Annotated in this window: 18 protein-coding genes; 16 read left to right on the top strand and 2 right to left on the bottom strand. The window is 46.1% G+C overall.

Features of this window, described 5'->3' with window-relative positions; translation table 11 throughout:
• Positions 1 to 51: 51 nt before the first annotated feature.
• The 6 genes from O3626_RS02690 to O3626_RS02665 all read left to right on the top strand — a co-directional run bounded on the left by O3626_RS02690 (position 52) and on the right by O3626_RS02665 (position 7,514).
• A complete protein-coding gene (locus O3626_RS02690; protein ID WP_371495130.1) occupies positions 52 to 975 on the top strand; it encodes an aldo/keto reductase family oxidoreductase in 924 nt (307 codons plus the stop codon).
• A 149-nt stretch (positions 976 to 1,124) separates the two neighbouring features.
• Positions 1,125 to 1,700 carry a TetR/AcrR family transcriptional regulator gene (locus O3626_RS02685; protein ID WP_155169484.1) on the top strand — a complete coding sequence of 192 codons (576 nt, stop codon included), beginning with the start codon at positions 1,125 to 1,127 and terminating at the stop codon, positions 1,698 to 1,700.
• Positions 1,697 to 2,377, top strand: coding sequence for an ABC transporter ATP-binding protein (locus O3626_RS02680; protein WP_155169486.1), 681 nt, complete (start codon positions 1,697 to 1,699; stop codon positions 2,375 to 2,377). The genes O3626_RS02685 and O3626_RS02680 overlap by 4 nt, the downstream gene beginning before the upstream one ends.
• Before the next feature lie 3 nt (positions 2,378 to 2,380).
• Positions 2,381 to 3,526: an FtsX-like permease family protein gene (locus tag O3626_RS02675; RefSeq protein ID WP_155169488.1), complete on the top strand. Its 1,146-nt coding sequence runs from the start codon at positions 2,381 to 2,383 to the stop codon at positions 3,524 to 3,526.
• 384 nt (positions 3,527 to 3,910) lie between these two features.
• Positions 3,911 to 5,656 (top strand): ABC transporter ATP-binding protein, encoded by a 1,746-nt coding sequence (locus O3626_RS02670; RefSeq protein WP_272144595.1) that lies wholly within the window; start codon positions 3,911 to 3,913, stop codon positions 5,654 to 5,656.
• Positions 5,646 to 7,514 (top strand): ABC transporter ATP-binding protein, encoded by a 1,869-nt coding sequence (locus O3626_RS02665; protein ID WP_061590967.1) that lies wholly within the window; start codon positions 5,646 to 5,648, stop codon positions 7,512 to 7,514. Before O3626_RS02670 ends, O3626_RS02665 begins: the two co-directional genes overlap by 11 nt.
• Before the next feature lie 36 nt (positions 7,515 to 7,550).
• Here the strand turns inward: O3626_RS02665 and O3626_RS02660 are convergent, their stop codons facing one another.
• A complete protein-coding gene (locus O3626_RS02660; protein ID WP_371495127.1) occupies positions 7,551 to 8,033 on the bottom strand; it encodes a glutathione peroxidase in 483 nt (160 codons plus the stop codon).
• Positions 8,034 to 8,192: 159 nt separating this feature from the next.
• On the opposite strand from O3626_RS02660, the gene rexB reads away from it, so the two are divergent.
• The 3 genes from rexB to O3626_RS02645 are packed head-to-tail and all read left to right on the top strand — an operon-like array spanning position 8,193 to position 15,442.
• Entirely contained in the window at positions 8,193 to 11,459 is a 3,267-nt protein-coding gene (gene rexB / locus O3626_RS02655) for an ATP-dependent nuclease subunit B (RefSeq protein ID WP_371495125.1), read from the top strand.
• Positions 11,456 to 15,121, top strand: a complete 3,666-nt coding sequence (addA, locus tag O3626_RS02650) for a helicase-exonuclease AddAB subunit AddA (RefSeq protein WP_371495123.1) — start codon at positions 11,456 to 11,458, stop codon at positions 15,119 to 15,121. The genes rexB and addA overlap by 4 nt, the downstream gene beginning before the upstream one ends.
• Positions 15,122 to 15,124: 3 nt before the next feature.
• Positions 15,125 to 15,442, top strand: a complete 318-nt coding sequence (locus O3626_RS02645) for a DUF4298 domain-containing protein (protein ID WP_201088043.1) — start codon at positions 15,125 to 15,127, stop codon at positions 15,440 to 15,442.
• Positions 15,443 to 15,799: 357 nt separating this feature from the next.
• Here the strand turns inward: O3626_RS02645 and O3626_RS02640 are convergent, their stop codons facing one another.
• Positions 15,800 to 15,970, bottom strand: coding sequence for a DUF3042 family protein (locus O3626_RS02640; RefSeq protein ID WP_003002781.1), 171 nt, complete (start codon positions 15,968 to 15,970; stop codon positions 15,800 to 15,802).
• Between the two features lie 83 nt (positions 15,971 to 16,053).
• Here O3626_RS02640 and miaA point away from each other — a divergent pair, with 83 nt between their 5' ends.
• The 7 genes from miaA to O3626_RS02605 form a co-directional block, all read left to right on the top strand.
• Positions 16,054 to 16,941 (top strand): tRNA (adenosine(37)-N6)-dimethylallyltransferase MiaA, encoded by an 888-nt coding sequence (miaA, locus tag O3626_RS02635; protein ID WP_201088042.1) that lies wholly within the window; start codon positions 16,054 to 16,056, stop codon positions 16,939 to 16,941.
• Positions 16,934 to 18,181 carry a GTPase HflX gene (gene hflX, locus O3626_RS02630; protein ID WP_031576943.1) on the top strand — a complete coding sequence of 416 codons (1,248 nt, stop codon included), beginning with the start codon at positions 16,934 to 16,936 and terminating at the stop codon, positions 18,179 to 18,181. The genes miaA and hflX overlap by 8 nt, the downstream gene beginning before the upstream one ends.
• Positions 18,165 to 18,794, top strand: coding sequence for a cystathionine beta-lyase (locus tag O3626_RS02625; protein ID WP_371495120.1), 630 nt, complete (start codon positions 18,165 to 18,167; stop codon positions 18,792 to 18,794). The genes hflX and O3626_RS02625 overlap by 17 nt, the downstream gene beginning before the upstream one ends.
• Before the next feature lie 3 nt (positions 18,795 to 18,797).
• Positions 18,798 to 19,727, top strand: coding sequence for a ribonuclease Z (gene rnz / locus O3626_RS02620; protein ID WP_049483030.1), 930 nt, complete (start codon positions 18,798 to 18,800; stop codon positions 19,725 to 19,727).
• Between the two features lies 1 nt (position 19,728).
• On the top strand, positions 19,729 to 20,484 hold the full coding sequence (locus tag O3626_RS02615) for an SDR family oxidoreductase (RefSeq protein WP_350007266.1): 756 nt from the start codon (positions 19,729 to 19,731) through the stop codon (positions 20,482 to 20,484).
• 10 nt (positions 20,485 to 20,494) lie between these two features.
• The gene (locus O3626_RS02610; RefSeq protein WP_371495117.1) at positions 20,495 to 21,205 is read left to right on the top strand and encodes a methyltransferase domain-containing protein; all 711 of its coding nucleotides are present in this window, start codon (positions 20,495 to 20,497) and stop codon (positions 21,203 to 21,205) included.
• A gap of 1 nt (position 21,206) precedes the next feature.
• A partial coding sequence (locus O3626_RS02605; protein ID WP_371495115.1) for a GNAT family N-acetyltransferase occupies positions 21,207 to 21,608 on the top strand: 402 nt, incomplete at its 3' end.

The following is a 21,608-nucleotide window of genomic DNA, read 5'->3' as shown; positions in this document are numbered from 1 at the left end:
TGACTTTTGCAACCCTTTTCAATACAATAGAACTACAGAAAGGAGGCGGACATGAACTATATTGAGTTTGCTGAAAATGAGCATCTGTCCACGATTGTCCTTGGGATGATGCGGATCAGTCAGATGAGTGAAGACGAGGTGGAGGCCTTGGTGGAGGCGGCCTTGTCGATTGGGATCAACACTTTTGATCTAGCAGATATCTATGGCGATGGCCAGTGTGAGGTCCTGCTGGGGAAGGTTCTCAAGCGTCGTCCGGATCTTCGGGACCAGATGTGGATCCAGTCCAAGTGTGGGATTCGCAAAGACGGCTTTACCTATTTTGATTTTTCCAAGGACTATATTTTGGGCTCTGTCGATGGCATTCTCGAGCGTCTGCAGATCGAGCGCTTAGATAGCCTCCTCCTTCACCGACCGGATGCCCTCATGGAACCGGAAGAAGTGGCGGAAGCTTTTGATCACTTGGAGCAAGCGGGCAAGGTCCGTCATTTTGGGGTGTCCAATCAAAATCCCATGATGATGGAATTGCTTAAGACGGCTGTCAAACAACCTCTCAAGGTCAACCAGCTGCAGTTGAGTGCAGCCTTTACACCGAGCTTTGAAGCTGGTTTTCATGTCAACATGGAAGGGCCAAAAGCAGCCGTGCGAGATGGCAGTGTCTTTGAGTATTGTCGCTTAACCGATACGGTGATTCAAGCTTGGTCTGTCCTACAGCATGGCTATTTCAAGGGGAATTTTGTCGGCAAGGAAGAGTTTGCAGCTCTCAATCATGTCCTCAATGACTTAGCGAAAAAATACCAGGTCACACCTACAGCTATCGCCCTTGCCTGGGTCCTCCGCTATCCTGGTAAGATGCAGGCGGTCATCAGAACAACCAAGCCACAGCATGTCCTTGAAGCAGGGAAAGCAGCAGAGGTGAATTTGACCCGCAAGGAATGGTACCAAATCTACTTGGCTGCAGGAAATGATTTGCCTTAGAATCTTGTTAGTAAACCAGATTTCACTCTTATCGGTGGTCTGGTTTTTTGTTTTGTGATTTTCAGATTTTTCTTGACAAGTCTTTCTTTTTTATGGTATTCTTTTATGCAACAAGTGTTGCGCAACGGATGTTGCGCGAAAGGAGTCTTATGCCACCCAAGGTTAAATATAGTAAAGAGGCTATCATTGGGACAGCTTTACAATTGGTGAAAGAAGAGGGAATGGCTAGTTTGACGGCTAGAGCCTTAGCGGAGAAACTGGGAGCTACACCGAGAGTCATTTTTGGGCAATTTGCTAATATGGCTGAGTTACAAGCAGAGGTTATTGGTGCTGCGGAGATGGTCGTGGTGGAGTATATTCGCAAGGCCTTAGAAGATGAGAAACCTTTTCGATCTGTCGGGGTTGCTTATATCCTTTTCGCCTCAAAAGAGCCACAACTCTTTCAATTGCTTTTCCAAAATCCTAGCAAAGATCCGATTCGTCGCTTTCAAGATTTTCTTCCCATGAAGGATCATAGTTACCAATTGGTTCTGGATTCGATTGTTGCAGACTATCCTTTGACTGTAGAGGAAGCTAGTCGCTTGTACCAGCATCTATTTATTTACTCACACGGGATGGCCTCTATGGTTGCTTCTGGTATTTATCAGTTCGGCATGGAAGAAGTGATTGGATTACTGACAGAGGTTTGTCAATCTCTCATCAAAGAAATGGTAGGAAAGAAATGATTCAACTAGAAAATGTGCACAAAAGTTACGGCCAAACTAAGGTTTTAAAAGGGATTGATTTGCAGATTCAAGACCAGGATGATGTGGTTATCCTCGGCCCTTCTGGATCGGGGAAATCAACTCTCTTAAATGTGTTATCAGGCTTAGAAAAGGTGGACGAAGGGCATATCCTCATTCAAGGACAAGATTTGTCTCAACTCACGGATGCTCAATTGACAGCCTTTAGACGGGAGAAGATTGCCTTTATTTTCCAGCAGTATTATCTATTGCCGAATCTAACGGTTAGACAGAATGTAAAGATGGGAGCTGATCTGGCAAACAATCATGATTTTTTGCAGATCATCGAGGATTTGGGGCTTGGCGATAAGCTGGACAAGTATCCGAGTGAATTGTCTGGTGGAGAACAGCAGAGAGTCTCCATTGCTCGGGCCTTGGCCAAAAAGCCAGAGATTCTTTTCTTAGATGAGCCGACGGGCGCCCTGGATGAAGAAACAGGGCGAAAGATTCTCGACTATATCTGGAAACTGAAGGAAAAGCTGGGCTTTACCCTCGTCATGGTGACGCACAACCAAAATATTGCGGATATGGCCAGAACTATTATCCGTGTCAATAGTGGCAAGATTACAGAAGTTGAGACCAATGATCAACCTCAGACTGCTTATGAGATTGGATGGTAAGCCATGTTTTCAGTAAAAGATATTCGTAAATTAGTTGTCGTCAGTATCATTGGGGTTTGTGCGGTCTTTGTGGCCAATCTCTTCTTGAATTTTTACCTGGATATCGAGCAGTTGGAGATTTCGAAAACCAATCCCATGATGCAGACCTACTATGATGCCCAGGTTTCGCTTTCCTGGATGGTGGCCATGGTCAGTGGGGTTGTCTTGTCCTTGACGTCGGTCCTTCTCATGTGTTTTTATATCAAACAATTTGTTGATGACCACAAGGAACAATTAGGGATTTTAAAGGCTTTGGGATACAGCAATGGCCAGTTAGCTAAACGGTTTTGGGCCTTCGGGCTCAGTTTTGGAGCTGGAGCGCTTCTTGGCTATTTCGCTTCATTTCTCATGATGGGGCATTTTTACGACTTCCGTAATGAGAAGGGGATTTTGCCAGAAATTACCATTCACTTTCATTGGCAGCTCTTGCTTGCCTTGGTGATGCTACCAACGATCTTCTTTATGGTTCTCGCGATTGGTTATGCTGGAAGACAACTACAAACGCCAGCGCTTCGCTTATTGAAAAAATCTCCAACACCAATCAAGGTCCAAAGGAGAAAGAGGGCTCCTAATAAAGAGAAAGACTTCTTAAAAGAGCTAGCTTCGTCACTGATTTGGGGAAGAAAATCTATCTTGTTTTTTGTAGTCTTTGGCTCCATGTGTTTTGCGGCCATGGTTCAATTGTCCTTTGGCCTCAGGGATTACACAGATGATATCATCCAAACCATGATGATTATGATTGGTTTGATCCTTTCTTTCTCGATTCTCTTTTTGTCATTGGGAATTGTTGTCTCTGAAAGTCGGGAAACCTTGGCTCTTATGAAGGCTTTTGGCTACACCGATCGTGAATGCCAAAGTCATATTCTCGCTCCCTATCGTTTTTGGGCTTATTTAGGATTTGTTCTTGGGACAGCTTATCAATATGGCATCATGGAAATTTTGATCGGTGTGATCAAAGACACGGTTCCTGAAAAGATTGAGCATCACTTTGATGGGAATGTGTGCTTTTGGACTTTAATAGGTTTTGTGGTGGTTTATGAAAGCCTCTTTTATCTATCCAACAGAAAACTCCAAAAGCAAACCATCAAAGAAGTGCTCTTAGCTGAATAAATAAAAAAGAGAGTGGGACAGAAATTGGTAATTCGTTAGAATTCGATTTCGTCGTCCCACCTCCGCACAGTTGAGTAGGCCTGTAAAAGCTGATAAAATCAGCGTAGTAGAGCCCACTCAGCCACTGCGTCTTGCTCGACAATCAAAAACAATTGAGAGGCTAGGACTTTTGTCCCAGCCTCTTTTGTACTAGATAAACAGAAAAACGGATGCTGTCTAAAAATCTTGCATTTTTTTGCAATTTAGGTTACAATGAAGACTATAAAAAACGCGTAATCCCTAGGGTCTTTCCCTCAGGGAATTTTGTGTGTTTTGACCTATTTTCGGTGGAAATAAGATTTGCTTCTACCGCAAGAAAAAGTATGAATAACATTGGAGGTAATAATGATTCGATCCTTAATTTCCGAGATCAAAGAATTTAAGAAGCCCTCGATTTTGGCTTCCTTGTTCATGGTCTTTGAAGTCATGTTTGAGATTTCGATTCCCTTTGTCATGGCGAGTCTTTTGGACCAGGGTGTTCAACAAAGAAACATGAACAATATTTTGTTTTACGGTGGGCTCATGCTGGTCTGTGCCTTTCTCTCCCTCTTTTGTGGGATGCAGTCTGCCCGTTATGGCGCCTATGCATCGGCTGGTTTTGCCAAAAACCTTCGTCGGGCTATTTTCAAAAAGGTTCAAACCTTCTCATTTGAGAATATTGATCAGTTCTCATCTGGTGGTCTGGTTACTCGGATGATGACGGATGTGACCAATGTGCAAAATGCTTATCAAATGGTGATCCGGATCTGTGTGCGGGCACCGCTCAATTTGATCTTTGCCATTGTGGCTTGTTTCTTGATCAATCCGGAAATGGCCATGATCTTTGTCTATGTGACCATCTTTTTGGCAGCGGTCTTAAGCATCATTATGAAGATTGTGTATCCGCTCTTTACAGAAGTATTTGAAGCTTATGACAATCTCAACAACAGCATTCAGGAAAACATCACCAATATGCGAGTGGTGAAGTCCTACGTTAAGGAAGCAGATGAAACCGTTAAATTCAAAAAAGCTTCACGCCGGATTTATAACATGTTTATGAAGGCTATCCGTGTCGTTGTCTTGAGTAGCCCAGCTATGATGCTTTCCATGTATGCTTCTTTCCTTTTGATCTCTTGGATTGGGGCTCATCTGATCGTTGGTGGCCAACTCTCCACTGGGAATCTGACTTCTATGTTTAGCTACACCATGACCATTCTCATGTCGCTCATGATGTTTATGATGATCTTTGTCATGTTGTCGATTTCCATGGCCTCTGTCGAGCGGATCAATGAAGTCTTGACGACCAAAACGACGATTGACTCTCCAGAAAATGGGATCAAAGATGTCGCTGATGGTTCGATCAACTTTGAGGATGTGACCTTTGCTTATACCGATGAAAATGGCGACAAGACCCATGTCTTACAAGGGATTAATCTTTCCATTCGTTCAGGGGAAGTAATTGGTATCTTGGGAGGAACAGGATCAGGGAAATCAAGCTTGGTTCAGTTGATTCCTCGTCTCTATGATGTCGAGTCTGGTCGGGTGACAGTAGCAGGCCACGATGTCAAAGAATACGATCTTGATTCCCTTCGTAAGCAAGTGGCCATGGTTCTTCAGACCAATGTCCTTTTCTCTGGTACGATTAAAGAAAATATGCGCTGGGGAAATAAGGATGCGACAGATGAAGAGATCATCGCAGCTTGTAAAATTGCGCAAGCCGATGAATTTATTCAAGATTTCAAAGAGGGTTATGACACCATGATTGAACGTGGGGGATCCAACGTCTCTGGTGGGCAACGCCAGCGTCTCTGTATTGCGCGTGCTCTTCTCATGAATCCGAAGATCTTGATCTTGGATGATTCGACTTCAGCGGTCGACACCAAGACAGATAGTTTGATCCGTCAAGGATTGGCAACCAGCTTGAAAGAGACTACCAAAATCATCATTGGTCAACGGATTTCCTCTATTCAAGATGCAGATCGCATCATCGTGATGAATGATGGCCAAATCGATGCGATCGGTCGTCACGAGGAATTGCTTGCGACCAATGCCATCTACCAAGAAGTATATGAAATGCAAACACAAGGGAAAGGAGAAGCAGATGAAAACTAAGAAAAAAGCAAATCTAGGCTCTATCCTTCGCCTGCTCGACTTCCTTTGGAAAAACTACAAGGTATCCTTGATTGTTTCCTTTATCTTAATCATTCTATCGTCTCTTGCGACGGTCAATGTAACAGCTTCGATTCAGTCCTTGGTCGACGTCTATGTGGAGCCCATGTTAACGTCAAACAGCCATGATTTCGGACCGCTCTTGTCCTTCTTGACACGGGTTGGTTTGATCTGTTTGATCGGGGTACTTGCCAACTATGGCTTTACCTTGATCATGGCGACCGTTTCACAAGACTCACTTAGAAGTCTTCGAAATCAGTTGTTTGCTCGCATGCAAAAACTGCCGGTACGTTACTTTGATACCCACCAACACGGGGACATCATGTCTATCTATACCAATGATATTGATGCCCTTCGCCAAGCGATTGAACAATCCATTCCTCAACTTCTATCCTCAGCGATTACCATCCTTGGGGTAACGATTACCATGCTGACGGTTAGTCCACTCCTGTTTTTGATTGTTCTTTTCATGGTTATCGTCATGGTCTTTATCATCAAGGATGTTTCTGGTAAATCAGGTCGTTACTTTGGGGCCCAACAAAAGAACTTGGGGATTGAGAACGGCTTTATTGAAGAAATGATGTCTGGTCAAAAAGTGGTCAAGGCCTTTGTGCATGAAAGAGAAAGCATTGAAGATTTTGATCGGATCAATGACCAACTCTTTGAATCCTCTTACCAAGCCAACCGCTATGCCAATGTCCTCATGCCGATTCTTGGGAACTTGGGAAATGTTTCCTTTGTTCTGACAGCCTTGATCGGTGGACTCTTTGCGCTAAACGGCGTCGGTGGTTTAACCATTGGTGGTCTCATGGCCTTTCTGCAATTGAACCGTTCCTTCACAGGTCCCATTGCCCAGGTCTCTCAACAATTGAACTTTGTCCTCATGGCCTTGGCTGGTGGAGATCGTGTCTTTGATCTCTTGGATGAAGAAGAAGAAGTCGACCAAGGAAAAGTGACGCTGGTCAATTATGAACTGGTCGATGGAGAAATGGTCGAAACGGATCAGAAAACCAACAAATGGGCTTGGAAACACCCACGTCCAAATGGGGATTACCAGCTTGTCAAGATGGTCGGAAATGTGGTCTTTGATGATGTTGATTTCTCTTATGATGGGAAGAAACAAATCCTTCATGGCATCAATTTGTACGCGGATAAGGGTCAAAAAGTGGCCTTTGTCGGAGCGACTGGTGCAGGAAAGACAACCATCACCAACTTGATCAACCGCTTCTATGACATCCAGTCAGGAATGATCACCTATGATGGGATCGATATTAAATTGATTGAGAAAGATTCTCTGCGTCGTTCCCTCGGAATCGTTCTTCAAGATACCCACTTATTCACTGGTACGATTGCGGAAAACATCGCTTATGGCCGTGCTGATGCAACACGGGAAGAAATCCTTGAAGCAGCTCGGATTGCCAATGTGGATTCCTTTGTTAAGCACTTGGATCAGGGCTATGAGACAGTCTTGACGGATGATGGGGCTGGCCTATCAAATGGTCAACGACAATTGATCGCCATTGCCCGTGCAGCCCTTGCCAATGCGCCAGTCTTGATTCTGGACGAAGCGACGTCTTCGATTGACTCACGGACAGAGAAGATGGTGCAAGAAGGGATGGACCGCTTGATGGAAGGTCGGACAGTCTTTGTCATTGCCCACCGTCTATCGACAATTGTCAATTCCGATGTCATCATGGTGATGGACCACGGACGCATCATCGAGCGAGGCAACCATGCTTCCTTGATGGCAGAACGTGGCACCTATTACCGCTTGTACACCGGTGGACTTGAAATTGATTAAAGAAAAAAAGCTTGAGCGTTGGCTCAGGCTTTTTGCTTATTTCTCAAGTAATTCTTGGATCAAGTCTTTCATGGCAGCTGGTTCTGTTTTGGAGGAGAAGCGTTGGGCGACTTGGCCTTGTCGGTCGATGACAAATTTTGCGAAGTTCCATTCGATGCGTTTGCCCAGTGGCCCGGCTGCTTGGCTTTTGAGCCAGTCATAGAGAGGAAGGGCTTCTTTACCATTGACCTTGGCTTTAGCGAATCGTGGGAAGGTGGTCTGGTAGTTGAGGCTGCAGAAGCTATTGATTTCTTCTGCCGTTCCTGGTGCCTGCCCCATGAATTGGTTACAGGGGATGTCTAGGATTTCCAGCCCCTTTTCCTGGTAGCGCTGGTAGAGATCTTGCAGTCCTTGGTATTGCGGGGTCAAGCCACAGCCTGTTGCTGTATTGACCACGATGAGGACCTTGCCTTGGTAGTGGGAAAGGGGAATCTCCTCCCCATTCTGGTTTTCTAAAGAAAAATCATAAATGCTGGTCATAGGTGGTATCCTTTCTGTCTCTTCAACTTTTATTGTAGCATAAATCTCCTAATATTGGGCCTAGAGGAGCATGACTTCTTGCTTTAGTCCCTCCTGTGAAAATGATATAATAAGAAGATAACAAGCTCTCAAGAAAATGCCAAAAGGAGAACGGATCGGATGAAATTACTCTATACGGATGTTCGGACCCCCTTGACCCAGGTCCTGACACAAGAAGCCGTAGGGTTAGTAGAACAGGGCAAGCGTGTGTTTTACATTGCGCCCAACTCTCTTTCCTTTGAAAAAGAAGCCAAGGTCTTGTCCTATATAGAAGGTCAGGCTTCTTTTGCCATTACCGTCACGCGCTTTGCCCAAATGGCCCGTTATTTCATCCTGAATCAGGTTTTTGAGGAGCAACCCTTGGATGACATCGGTCTAGGTATGCTATTTTTTAAAGCTCTTTCCCACATGAAGGAGCAGGATCTCAAAGCTTACGGGGCCCTGCGCAAGGATCCTCAGTTTATCCAGCAACTGGTCCAGCTCTATCATGAATTGCAGACAGCCCAGATGGATTTTACCGATTTAGAGTTGCTCGAGGAAGCTGAAAAAAGAGAGGACCTATTGGCGATTTTTGAAGCGGTCTCTGAGATGCTGGTCAAGCATCAGTATGAATCCCAGTCCAAGATTGCCTTTTTCCTCAATCAGGTTGAAGAAGGACACTTGGAAGAGCAATTAAAGGATGTAGCGATCGTTGTCGATGGCTTCACGCGTTTTTCTGCGGAAGAAGAGGCCTTGATTAGTCTCCTTCATAGAAAAGGAGTGGAGATTGTCATTGGGGTCTATGCCAGTGAAAAAGCCTATCGAGCAAGCTTTAGAGAGGGCAATCTTTACCAGGCTAGTGTTGACTTTCTCCTTCAGCTGGCAAAGACTTTTGAGGTACAGCCTCAGTATTGTGGGCAAGCACTCGAAGACTCTTTTAGTCGCATTACCCGCATGCTAGAAGCGCGCTACGATTTTTCACAAGTGGAAGATGAGTTAGGGGACCAAGATCGAACAGCGGTTCAACTCTGGCAGACCAATACGCAAAAAGAAGAGTTGGAATTTGTCGCCAAATCTATCCGTCAGCGTCTTCATGATGGGGCCCGCTATCGGGATATTCGGGTCTTGTTAGGCGATGTAGAAGCTTATCAACTGCAGCTCAAGACCATTTTTGACCAGTATCAGATCCCCTTTTACTTGGGACGAAGTGAGGCCATGGTCCACCATCCCTTGATTCAGGTCATTGAATCGCTAGGGCGGATCAAGCAGTTCAATTACCAGACGGAAGACGTCATCAATCTGTTAAAAACGGGTCTGTATAGTGATCTGACGCAAGAAGAAGTCGATGCTTTTGAGCAATACCTTCGCTTTGCGGAAGTAAAGGGCGCTACAAAATTTCACAAGCCTTTTACTAGCAATCGTCAGGGCAAGTTTGATCTGGAAGCACTCAATGACCTCCGGGAACGCGTCGTAGAACCTCTAGTCCCTTTCTTTTCACAGCGCAAACAAAAGGTGACCCAACTCTTAACCGCCTTTACAGAGTTTCTGCAAGAGGCCCAGCTTTCTCAGAATCTACAAGCTTTGATCAAGGATCTAGCCTTGGAGGAGCAGGAGCGCTATGATCAGGTCTGGAAGGCCTTTCTCCATGTCTTAGAGGAGTTGAACCTGGTCTTTGAGGACCAAGAGCTGACAGTGGATGACTTTTTGGCCCTCCTCTTATCGGGGATGCAATTATCTCAATATCGGACAGTTCCTGCTACGGTCGATGTGGTGACCGTTCAGTCCTATGACTTGATTGAACCCTTGACAGCGCCTTATGTCTACGCGATCGGGCTGACCCAGGAGCGTTTTCCAAAGATTGCTCAGAACACCTCTCTACTCAGTGAAGAAGAGCGCCAGCAGCTCAATGAGTCCACCCAAGAAGGAGCAGAGCTCCAGGTGGTGACCAGTGAAAATCTCAAGAAAAATCGCTTTGTGGCAGTTTCGCTTCTCAATGCGGCGACCAACCAACTGGTCCTATCGGCCCCTAGCTTGGTCAATGAAATGGAAGATAGTGTCTCTCCTTACCTTGTCGAATTGACCAAGAAACCTATTGCCATCGAGTGGACGACCAAACAAGCCCAAGCCTCGAGTGATGATATCGGGACCTACCGGGCCCTCCTAGCGCGCGTGATCGAACTCCATCAAGAAGAAATTACGAGTGAGTTGTCTCCTGAAGAAGCCAGCTTTTGGGGTGTGGCCGTACGGGTCTTGCGCAAGAAATTAGCCGCTGAAAGCATCCAGATTCCTCAAATTTCAACGGAATTAAAGAGCCGTCAGCTTCAGTCGGATACGCTTCAAGCGCTCTATCCAGAGGGCAAAGCCTTGACCTTATCCGCTTCTGCCTTGAATGAATACTACAAGCACCAGTATGCCTTTTATCTGCGCTATGTCTTGGGCTTACAAGAAGACGAAACCATCCGGCCAGATGCTCGCAGTCATGGGAATTTCTTGCACCGGATCTTTGAAAAAGTCTTAAAAGATAGCTCCGATCAAGCGTTTGATCGGCGTTTAAACGAGGCGATTCGAGAAACCAGCCAAGAAGCAGAGTTCCAGCAATTGTATGGAGAAAATGGAGAGACCGAGTTTATTCGCAACTTGCTTCTTGATACCGCGAAAAAGACAGGGCGTGTCCTCGCCCAGCAAAATGGGATCGAGACCATCGGTGAGGAGACCCTCTTTGGCGGAAGCACCCATACCTCTTATCCATTGTCCGATGGCCGTCTCCTGCAGCTACGAGGCAAGGTGGATCGCATTGATCAATTGAGGGATCAGGGAGCCCTCGGAGTCGTGGACTACAAGTCCAGTCTGACGCAGTTCCACTATGACAAGTTCTTTAATGGACTGAATTCTCAATTGCCAACCTATCTTTCTGCGATTCAGGATTTGAAGGAGTACCAAGAGGAGCAGGGGATTTTCGGAGCCATGTATTTGGAAATGGGAGATCCTGTAGTGGATCTGAAAAAGACCAAGACAGTAGAGGATGCCATCAACCAAACCATGAAAAGTCAACAGTACAAGGGGCTCTTTATGGCAGATCAGGCGCCTTATCTGGGAGAGGCCTATGATAAGAACAAGGCTATGATGCTGAGTAAGGAAGAACTGGACTTGCTCCTCTTGTACAACGCTTATCTTTATAAAACAGCAGCAGAAGGGATCCTCAAGGGGCAATTTGCCATCAATCCCTATAGCGAAAATGGGCGCAATATCGCACCATTCGTGGAGCAGTTTAAATCTATCACAGGATTTGAAGCCGATCGTCACCTAGGTCAGGCACGGTTCTTGACCAAACTAGACCAAAAAGGCATACGCGGTGAAAAAGTGAAAGCCGCTTGGATCGAGAAGATGAAGGAGGTCTTGAACAAATGATCAAACAAGCATTTTTGACAAGAGAAGAAATCAAGGCCCTTCAGGCCCAAGAGGCAGCTTCTACCAAAGAGCAAAAGCGAACACCAGAACAGATCGATGCCATCTATAGTTCGGGGACCAATATCTTGGTGTCAGCCTCTGCTGGATCAGGAAAGACCTTTGTCATGGTGCAAAGGATTTTGGATCAGATACAGCGTGGCATTTCGATTAAGGAGCTCTTTATTTCGACCTTTACGGTCAAGGCAGCAGGTGAGCTCAAGGAGCGTTTGGAAAGTGAACTTGGAAAAGCCCTGCAAGCGAGCGATGATCCAGAGCTCAAGCAACACCTGGCCCGTCAAATTACAGATGTCGCCACCAGCGATATCGGAACCATGGACTCTTTTACCCAAAAGGTCCTAACGCGCTATGGCTATTTGCTTGGGTTGGCACCCCAGTTTCGCATTTTACAAAACGCTAGTGAGCAACGCCTCTTACAAAATGAAGTCTTTCAGGCTGTTTTTGACCGCTATTACCAGGGGGAAAACCAAGAAGCCTTTGTGCAGATGGTCAAGAATTTCACGGGACAGCGCAAAAATTTAACCTTGTTTAAAGAACAGATCTACCAGATCTATGACTTTCTTCAGTCGACTAGTGATCCGGAGAAATGGCTGGAAGAGCATTTCCTAAAAGGTTATGAGGAGACTGATTTTGAACAGGTTGAAGGCGATCTGATGGAGAGCATCCAGCAGGCCCTTTATGAGGCAGAAAGCTTTTTTGCCTTTCATTTGTCCAATGAGGGCCAAGCATTTGGCAAGGCCAAATATTTGGAAGCTGTCGAAGAGGTGCTCGATCAGATTGGAAGCCTGACAGGTAGTGTCAATAAAGAGCAACTGACCTCTGTCCTAAAGGCGGTCGTGGCGATTAGTCGGGCTTCAAATGGGGGAGCCTTGACCAACAGAGCCCGAAAAGAAGAGCTAAAAGACCTAGTCACAGCCTATAACCAAGACAAAACCATACATATCAATCGCCTCAGAGACTTGGAAAATCAGCTCTATCAGCTGGAATTTCAACAAACCTTCCACCAAGAAGAAGGCCCCATGCTCTCCTTGTTGCGGGACTTTATCAGAGACTTCGCTCGCGCTTATCTAGAGCGAAAAATCCAAGAAAAAGCTTATGAATTTGGGGATATCAGTCATTTTGCGATTCAAATTTTAGAGCAATTCCCAGAGGTGAGACAAGCCTTTCAAGAGCGTTATCATGAGGTTATGGTCGATGAGTATCAGGATACCAATCACACCCAAGAGCGGATGTTGGACTTGCTGTCAAATGGCCACAATCGCTTCATGGTGGGGGATATCAAGCAATCGATTTATCGCTTCCGTCAGGCAGATCCACAGATTTTCAATGATAAATTTAAAGCCTACCAAGAAGAAGGGGCGAAAGGGAGGTTGATCCTCCTCAAGGAAAATTTCCGGAGTCATGTGGAAGTATTGGACGCGACCAATGATGTCTTTCGCCATTTGATGGACGAAGAGGTGGGCGAGATTGACTACAATCAAACCCACTATCTGGTCGCAGGAAGCGACAAGCAGCGGATGGCCTTGCCACAACATCGGGCAGAATTTTTGCTTTATGATGGCTCCCAAGACCAGGAAGAAAAGACCGAAGACGAGGAAGCTCCTCTTGGAGTAGAGACGATTTCCAAGGGAGAAATTCTCCTGGTCATCAAAGAAATTTTACGTCTCCATCGGGTAGAAAAAGTGCCCTTTAAAGAGATCACGCTCTTGACTGCGACTCGAACGCGAAATGATGCGATTCTGGAAGCTTTTGACCAGTACCATATTCCGATTGTGGCAGATAGCGGACAGGCGCATTATCTTGAGTCACTGGAAGTGATGGTCATGTTGGATACCTTGCGGACCATTAACAATCCCTTGCATGATTATCCCTTGGTTGCTCTCATGAAATCACCCATGTTTGACTTTGATGAAGATGAATTGGCACGGATTTCCTTGCAGACCCTTCCAGAGCAAAAGCAAGTGGCCTTCTACCACAAGGTCCAGTTAGCCCTTGAAAAGACTGCAGAGCATGCAAATCTGATTGATGCCAAGCTCTCAGCTAAAATCGAGAACTTCCTCAAGGTTTTATCTACTTGGAGAGCTGCTGCCAAGACCCATTCGCTCTATGATTTGCTGTGGAAAATCTATGAGGATCGCTATTACTATGACTATGTCGGCGCCCTTCCAAATGGGGCCCAGCGCCAGGCCAATCTCTATGCCTTGACGCTTCGGGCCAATGATTATGAGAAGGCCAGCTTTAAGGGCTTGTCGCGCTTCATTGCCATGATCGACAAGGTGATCGAAAATGAACACGATTTGGCTAGCGTACCTCTTGCGGCTCCAAAAGATGCCGTCCAGCTCATGACCGTCCATAAGAGTAAGGGGCTGGAATTCAAGTATGTCTTTATTCTCAATATGGACAAGGCTTTTAACCGTAAGGATCAATCGGGGCCAATTATTCTCAGTCGTCAAAAAGGGATTGGCTTTAAATATGTTGCGAACCTGCCGGTTGAGACAGAGAATCCAGCTGCTCCTGAAACCATTCGCCTGCAGGTCGAAACGCCTTGCTACCAACGCAATGTGGAAGAAACAAAATTGGCTACAATTTCTGAGCAGATGCGTCTTCTTTATGTCGCTATGACACGGGCTGAGATCAAGCTCTATCTAGTCGGAAAAGGCCGCGAGGACAAACTGCGTGATACCGATTGGGGGACTAGTCGCAATGGCAAGTTGGATCCGGAAAAACGAAAAGCATGGACCTCTTATCAGGACTGGCTCTTTGCTATTCAAGATGTATTTACCAAGAATACCCTGGCCTATGACACGCGTTTTGTGACAGATGAAGACCTGACACCAGACCAGCTGGAACCACTAGAGAAAGAGAAGGATTCCAGCCTTGATCAGCTCAAGGATGTCCGTCAGTCAGAGGATATTCGTCGAGCCTTGGATATCTTGGAAAATGTTGATCGGCTCAATCAGCTCTATGCTCCGGCCATTCATTTACCAAGTGTTCGTACTCCAAGTCAGATCAAGAAGTTCTACGAGCCGGTCATGGATGCCAATGGCGTCCAAATCATGGATGCAAAGCTAGTTGCGCCTGACTTTGAGCTGCCAACTTTTGGTCAAGAAAAAGCCGTGACAGGAGCCCAGGTCGGTAGTGCTGTCCATGAACTCATGCAGCGCGTGTCTCTTGGAGAAGAAATCACGCTGGATACGCTGCATCAAGCCTTGGAGCAAGTTCAAGCGGAGCCAGCGGTCAAAGCCCGCATCAAGCTAGAGGCCATCCTTACTTTCTATGATACCCCTTTGGGTACCTTGCTTCAAAAAGAGGCCTCTCGAGTTCGGCGCGAAGCTCCCTTTGCCATGCTGAAGAAAGATCCAGCTAGTGGTGAGGACTTTGTCGTGCGGGGGATCTTGGATGGTTACGTGGTGCTAGAAGACCGGATCTTGCTCTTTGATTATAAGACGGATCACTACAAGGTTCCTAGTCAATTGGTCGAACGCTACCGGGATCAGCTCGATCTCTATGCAGAAGCTCTTCGTCGTTCTTATGGCAAAGAGCAAGTAGAAAAATACCTCGTGCTTCTAGGCGGCCCCCATCTAGAAGTGGTGAAAGTGGAGTAAATCATGTCAATTGCACAGGAAAATATCGAACGCATCCAAAGAATGGAAGGTTATTTGAATGACTATGCCAAGACTTTGGAAGAAACTAAAAAAGCAGTGGATCAGCTAAGAGAGCATCAAGAAAGCTATATCCAACTGCGCGATTATTATAGTAGTCAGGTCTATTTTGATGATTTGGACTTGTCCAATCAAGCTGACTTTCCAACAGATCTACCTTGTGGTGTCTTGTCCGAAGATGCTGTCTATGATTTGTTAGACGAGCATTTTCAGATGGGAGTGGAACTCTTGGAGATCGCAACGAAGATGATCAAAGAGCGGTGAAATTTCAATCTAAAAGCTCCGGTTTCCCGGGGCTTTTAGATTGAAGACAATCGTCATCATAGAAACTTTCCTTAGGTGAGTACGGACGTCAGCGAACTTCGAAGAAGTTCCATGACTTAGTTTTGAACCTAAAGTTTCAAAACTACCGAGTGCTAGAAACCATAGTGTTTCTAGCACTTTTCTCGCGGCGGAAAGTTTCAGTATATGTTTGAATAAACATAATATATATCATTCTAATTCTTTTAGCATAACTTGTGTTAGCATATCGTGACAAACCCTACCAATAAGAGAAAATTTTCCAAAATGGACTTTTTCTTCAGCAAAAAAAGCTCCGGTTGCCCGGAGCTTTTTGAATGATTAGTGTGAGACACGGCGACGTGCTGCTTTTTTGCGGTTTTCTTCGATGAAAGCTGCTTTTTGTTCTTCTGGTTCGATTACTTTCTTCTTGAATGTGTAAACTGCACCTGCGACAGCAGCAACTGTACCAGCAACACCAGTAACAAAACCTTTACCAAATCCTTTAGCCATGAGAATTTCTCCTTTTCTGAACTTTAAATATTTATGTTATAATATATGGTAACGAAAAAACGTGAATTTTGCAAGGAAAAACGATGAAAACCAAGATAATTGTGATTGTGGGACCGACTGCTGTTGGAAAGACAGCTCTTGCGATCGATTTAGCGCAAGCCCTCAATGGTGAAATTATCAGTGGCGATAGTCAACAAGTCTATCGCAAGCTAGATATTGGAACAGCCAAGGCTACACCAGAAGAGCAAGCAGCAGCTCCCCATCATTTGATCGATGTCCGGGAGGTGACCGAGTCTTACTCGGCTTTTGATTTTGTAAGAGAAGCTAAGACTGCAATTGAGGAGATCACAGCTCGAGGCAAGCTTCCTATCATTGCAGGTGGGACGGGCCTTTACATCCAAAGTTTGCTCGAAGGTTATCATCTAGGTGGTGAAGTTCCTCATGAAGAGATTCTGGCCTATCGCGCTCAATTGGACTTGCTGTCGGATGAAGACTTGTACCAAAGAGTGGCGGAGCAAGGACTTGTGATTCCTCAGCTCAATCGCCGTCGGGCCATGCGGGCTCTTGAAATTGCGCATTTTGGGCAGGACCTCACAAACGAAGAGACCGATTATGAACCCTATCTCATCTGTCTAGATGATGAACGGTCCTTGATCTATGAGCGCATCAATCGCCGAGTAGATCGCATGCTAGAGGAAGGCTTGCTGGATGAAGCCCGGTGGCTCTATGATGACCATCCGGAGGTTCAGGCAGCTAAAGGCATTGGCTACAAGGAACTCTTTCCTTACTTTAAGGGAGTGCAGAGCCTAGAGGAAGCTAGTGAGATCCTCAAGCGCAATACGCGTCGTTTTGCCAAACGCCAGCTGACTTGGTTTCGAAATCGAATGGAAGTGACCTTTTACGCCATTTCTGCCCCCCACTTCAAGGAGCAGGTTCTTGCAGATGTAAAGGAGTTTTTACAGCATGATTGAAACAGAAAAAAAACAAGAACGCATCCTTTTGGTCGGTGTGGAACTTCAAGGCATGGACAATTTTGACATGTCTATGGAGGAGTTGGCGAGCCTGGCTAAAACAGCCGGTGGAGATGTCCGGGGTTCCTATACACAAAAGCGGGAGAAATACGACACCAAGACCTTTGTCGGCTCAGGAAAACTAGAAGAAATCGCTCAAATGGTCGAAGCAGATGAGATTACGACCGTGGTGGTCAATAATCGCCTGACCCCGCGTCAAAATGTCAACTTAGAAGAAATCCTTGGGGTCAAGGTCATTGACCGGATGCAGCTGATTTTAGATATCTTTGCTATGCGGGCTAGGAGTCATGAAGGGAAGTTGCAGGTACACTTGGCCCAGCTCAAATACCTTTTGCCACGCCTTGTCGGTCAAGGAATCATGCTCAGCCGTCAAGCTGGGGGAATTGGTTCTCGTGGTCCAGGGGAAAGTCAGTTGGAGTTGAACCGCCGGAGCGTTCGCAATCAAATCACCGATATCGAGCGACAGCTCAAGGCAGTTGAAAAGAACCGGGAAACCCTTCGTGAAAAACGCTTGGAATCACCTGTCTTTAAGATTGGTTTGATCGGCTATACCAATGCTGGAAAGTCGACCATTATGAATCAGCTGACCAGTAAGAGCCAGTATGAAGCCGATGAACTCTTTGCGACCTTGGATGCCACAACCAAGAGCATCCACCTAACAGGCAATCTGCAAGTGACGCTGACCGATACGGTTGGCTTTATCCAAGATCTACCAACAGAGCTGGTATCGAGCTTTAAGTCGACCTTGGAAGAAAGTAAGAATGTAGACCTTCTGGTCCATGTCATCGATGCATCTGATCCTAATCACGAGGAGCATGAAAAGACCGTGCTTTCGATCATGAAGGACCTGGATATGTTGGAGATCCCTCGTTTGACGCTTTACAACAAAGCAGATAAAGTAGCAGACTTTACACCAACCCAGACACCTTTTAGCTTGATTTCAGCGCGCTCTGAGACAGCCCGTGAAGATCTCCAGGCTTTGCTTCTAGAAAAACTGAGAGAACTCTTTGTTCCCTTTACCATTCGCGTTCCCTTTTCAAAATCTTATCGGACACATGATCTAGAAACAGTTGCGATCATTGACCAGCGCGAATTTGAAGAGGATGTCGAGGTCATTCAAGGCTATATCGCAGAGAAAAATAAGTGGAAGTTGGAAGAATTTTATGACGGATTACGTTGATTTAGCAATAAAATATGGAGGTTATACCAGCCTCGATCGGGTCTATCTGACCAATCTTTTAAGCACGATCCCTGAGGAATTGCGTCTCCGTGTGATTACACCTCCGCCAAGTGTGATCAACGCTTATTTCGCTGAGCTCTACCAAAAGAAGAGCCCCAAGGAGGCCATGGATTATTTCTTGGACTTGAGCCGGGCATTTGACTTATTCACAGTTCAGCAAAGCTTTGATGAACGGAAACCTTTTATCCGCCTCAACTTATCAGGTAAGTCTTATGGCTTGGCCTACGCAAATGAAGAGCTAGCCTGTGTCTTTGCTGAACATCCAGCAGAGGATATCACCTCTTCGATTTTATTCGAAATTGCAGAGATCTTTCCACATTGTTTGGTCTTTGAAACAGATGGCAAGATCTGTCTGCAAGAGGCTGAACCAGAAGTGGTCACTGAAACAGAGGCCCTCTCAGCCCTGACTGACTTGATGACCTTGGAAGATGGACGCTTGAAACTGTCAGGATATAACCAAGAAGAGCTCCTCGAGCTAGCGCAAGCCTACCCAGGCAACCTTTCTTTCCGTTCAGAGAACCGGACGGCCATGATTTATATAGATAGAAAGTAGACAATGGACATTCAATTTTTAGGAACGGGAGCTGGGCAACCCTCAAAAGCCCGTAATGTATCGAGCCTAGCGCTCAAATTGCTGGACGAGATTAATGAAGTCTGGCTCTTTGATTGTGGCGAAGCGACACAGAATCAAATTTTAGAAACGACCATTCGTCCGCGAAAGGTTAGCAAGATCTTTATCACTCACTTACACGGAGACCATATTTTTGGTTTGCCAGGTTTCCTCTCTAGTCGGGCCTTTCAGGCCAATGAAGAGCAGACGGATCTGGATATCTATGGACCAGTAGGAATCAAATCCTTTGTGATGACTAGTCTTCGTGTATCAGGCTCTCGGCTACCTTACCGCATCCATTTTCATGAATTCGATGAACATTCTCTAGGTAAGATTTTAGAAACTGATAAATTCACGGTTTATGCGGAGGCTTTGGACCACACCATTTTCTGTGTGGGTTACCGGATCATGCAAAAAGACCTCGAAGGGACGCTGGACGCAGATAAGCTGAAGGCAGCGGGTGTTCCCTTTGGACCGCTCTTTGGTCAGGTCAAAAATGGCCAAGATGTCACCCTGGAAGATGGGACTAAGATCATTGCAGCGGATTATATTTCAGCCCCTCGGCCTGGTAAGATTATCACGATCCTTGGAGATACCAGAAAGACTGATGCCAGCGTCCGCCTCGGGGTCAATGCAGATGTCCTCGTCCATGAGTCCACCTATGGTAAGGGCGATGAGAAGATTGCTCGTAAACACGGCCACTCGACCAATATGCAGGCAGCAGAAGTGGCGCGTGAAGCTGGAGCCAAGCGCCTTCTTTTAAACCACATCAGTGCTCGCTTCTTATCAAAAGACATCAGCCAATTGCGCAAGGATGCGTCCACCATTTTTGAAAATGTCTATGTCGTCAAAGATTTGGAAGAAGTGGAGATCTAAGATGCGAACTATTCTCATAACAGGAGCAAGTGGAGGCTTGGCCCAAGAAATGGTCAAGCTCCTCCCTGAAGATCGGCTTATTCTCCTAGGTAGAAATCAAGAAAAACTGGAACAACTCTATGCCAGTCATCCTCAAGCTGAATGCATCGGGATCGATATCACTGATTCCTCAGCCGTCCAAGATTTGGTAGAAGAGCTCTATCAGCGCTACGGGCAGATTGATATCTTGGTCAACAACGCAGGCTATGGGATTTTTGAGGCCTTTGATCGCATTTCTGACCAGCAGGTGCAGGAAATGTTTGAAGTCAATACCTTTGCCCTCATGCAGCTTTCACGCTTGATGGGTGCGCACATGAAGGAAGCAGGCAAGGGGCACATCGTCAACATCGTCAGCATGGCGGGTCTCGTTGCAACAGCCAAATCCAGCCTTTATTCGGCCACCAAGTTTGCGGCCATTGGCTTCTCGAATGCCCTGCGGTTAGAACTGATGCCCTTTGGTGTCCATGTGACGACGGTCAATCCAGGCCCTATCCGGACCACTTTCTTTGATCAGGCAGACCCAGACGGAAGCTATGTCAAAGCTGTGGACCGCTACATTTTGGAACCCGACTTTGTAGCCAAGAAGATCGTGAAGAACTTTGGAAAAGCAAAACGCGAGCTCAATTTGCCTTGGCTCTTGAACCTGACCCACAAGCTCTATACCCTTTTCCCTCGCATCTCAGACAAGCTAGCCAGTAAGATGTTCAATTTCAAATAGGAGGAACCAGATGGCCGCAAATATTCAAGCCTATTTAGAAAACCTCCGGCAACCCTGGGGACAGATCTATTATGATATACTTTTTGAACAATTGAAGGACATCAAGGGAAAGCGAGTGCTTGATTTTGGCAGTGGCTTTGGCCTGGTGGCCAACCACCTGGCGCAAGACAATGAAGTCCTAGCTGTGGAGCCTAATGGGGAAATGGTGGCTTTGCGGGCCCAGGACCATCCCTACCAGCAATTCGTCGGAAGTCTGGAGCAGATAGAGAGCTTTGAAGATGCCAGTTTTGATGTCATCCTTTGCCACAATGTCTTGGAGTATGTGGAGGATCGCAAGGATGTTCTCAAGGAATTCACCCGTCTCTTAAAACCAGGAGGCCTGCTCTCTATCGTCAAGCACAATGAGGTTGGCCGCGTTCTGCAGACAGTCGTCTTTGAAAATGATACTCAAAAGGCCCTTGATCTCTTAGCCGGTCAAGACCTGGAAACCCACTCCATGGGCTTGGCACAGGCCTATGATCTAGATAGAGCAGTCGACGATCTAGCCCTCGAAGTTCAGGACTACCAAGGGATCCGTGTCTTTTATGCCTTGCAGGACAATCGTTTCAAGGACCAAGAAGGCTGGCGAGAGTCTATGCTCAAGATGGAGCTAGCTGTTTGCCAAGAGTCCCCTTACCGGGATATCGCCTTCTTCCAGCACTATCGGTTAAAAAGGAGTTAAGATGTTAGATTATAAAAAAGAAATTCCAGCGATGACAGACCTACTCGCACTCTACAGCTCGGTGGGTTGGACCAATTATACCAACAATCCAACCATGCTGGAACAAGCTGTCAAAGCTAGTCTCTGGCAGTTGGCCGTCTATGATGAGAAAGAGCTCGTCGCCTACATTCGCTTGGTAGGTGATGGCCACTCGGTTATTTTTGTGCAGGACCTTTTGGTAAGACCAGATCACCAGCGCCAAGGCATTGGAAAGAAACTCTTAAAAGAGGCTTTAGCGACCTTCCCAAATGTCTATCAACGGCTCCTTGCCACTGAACGTAGCGAGAAAAATCTAGCCTTTTACCAATCCCTGGGCTTTGTTGAACTTTCCGAGCAATCCTGTACAGGGATGATCTATATGAAA

The sequence above is a fragment of the Streptococcus sp. 20925_1_77 genome, assembly GCF_041432125.1.
GTDB lineage: Bacteria > Bacillota > Bacilli > Lactobacillales > Streptococcaceae > Streptococcus.
This window is presented reverse-complemented; position numbering and strand designations above follow the sequence as displayed.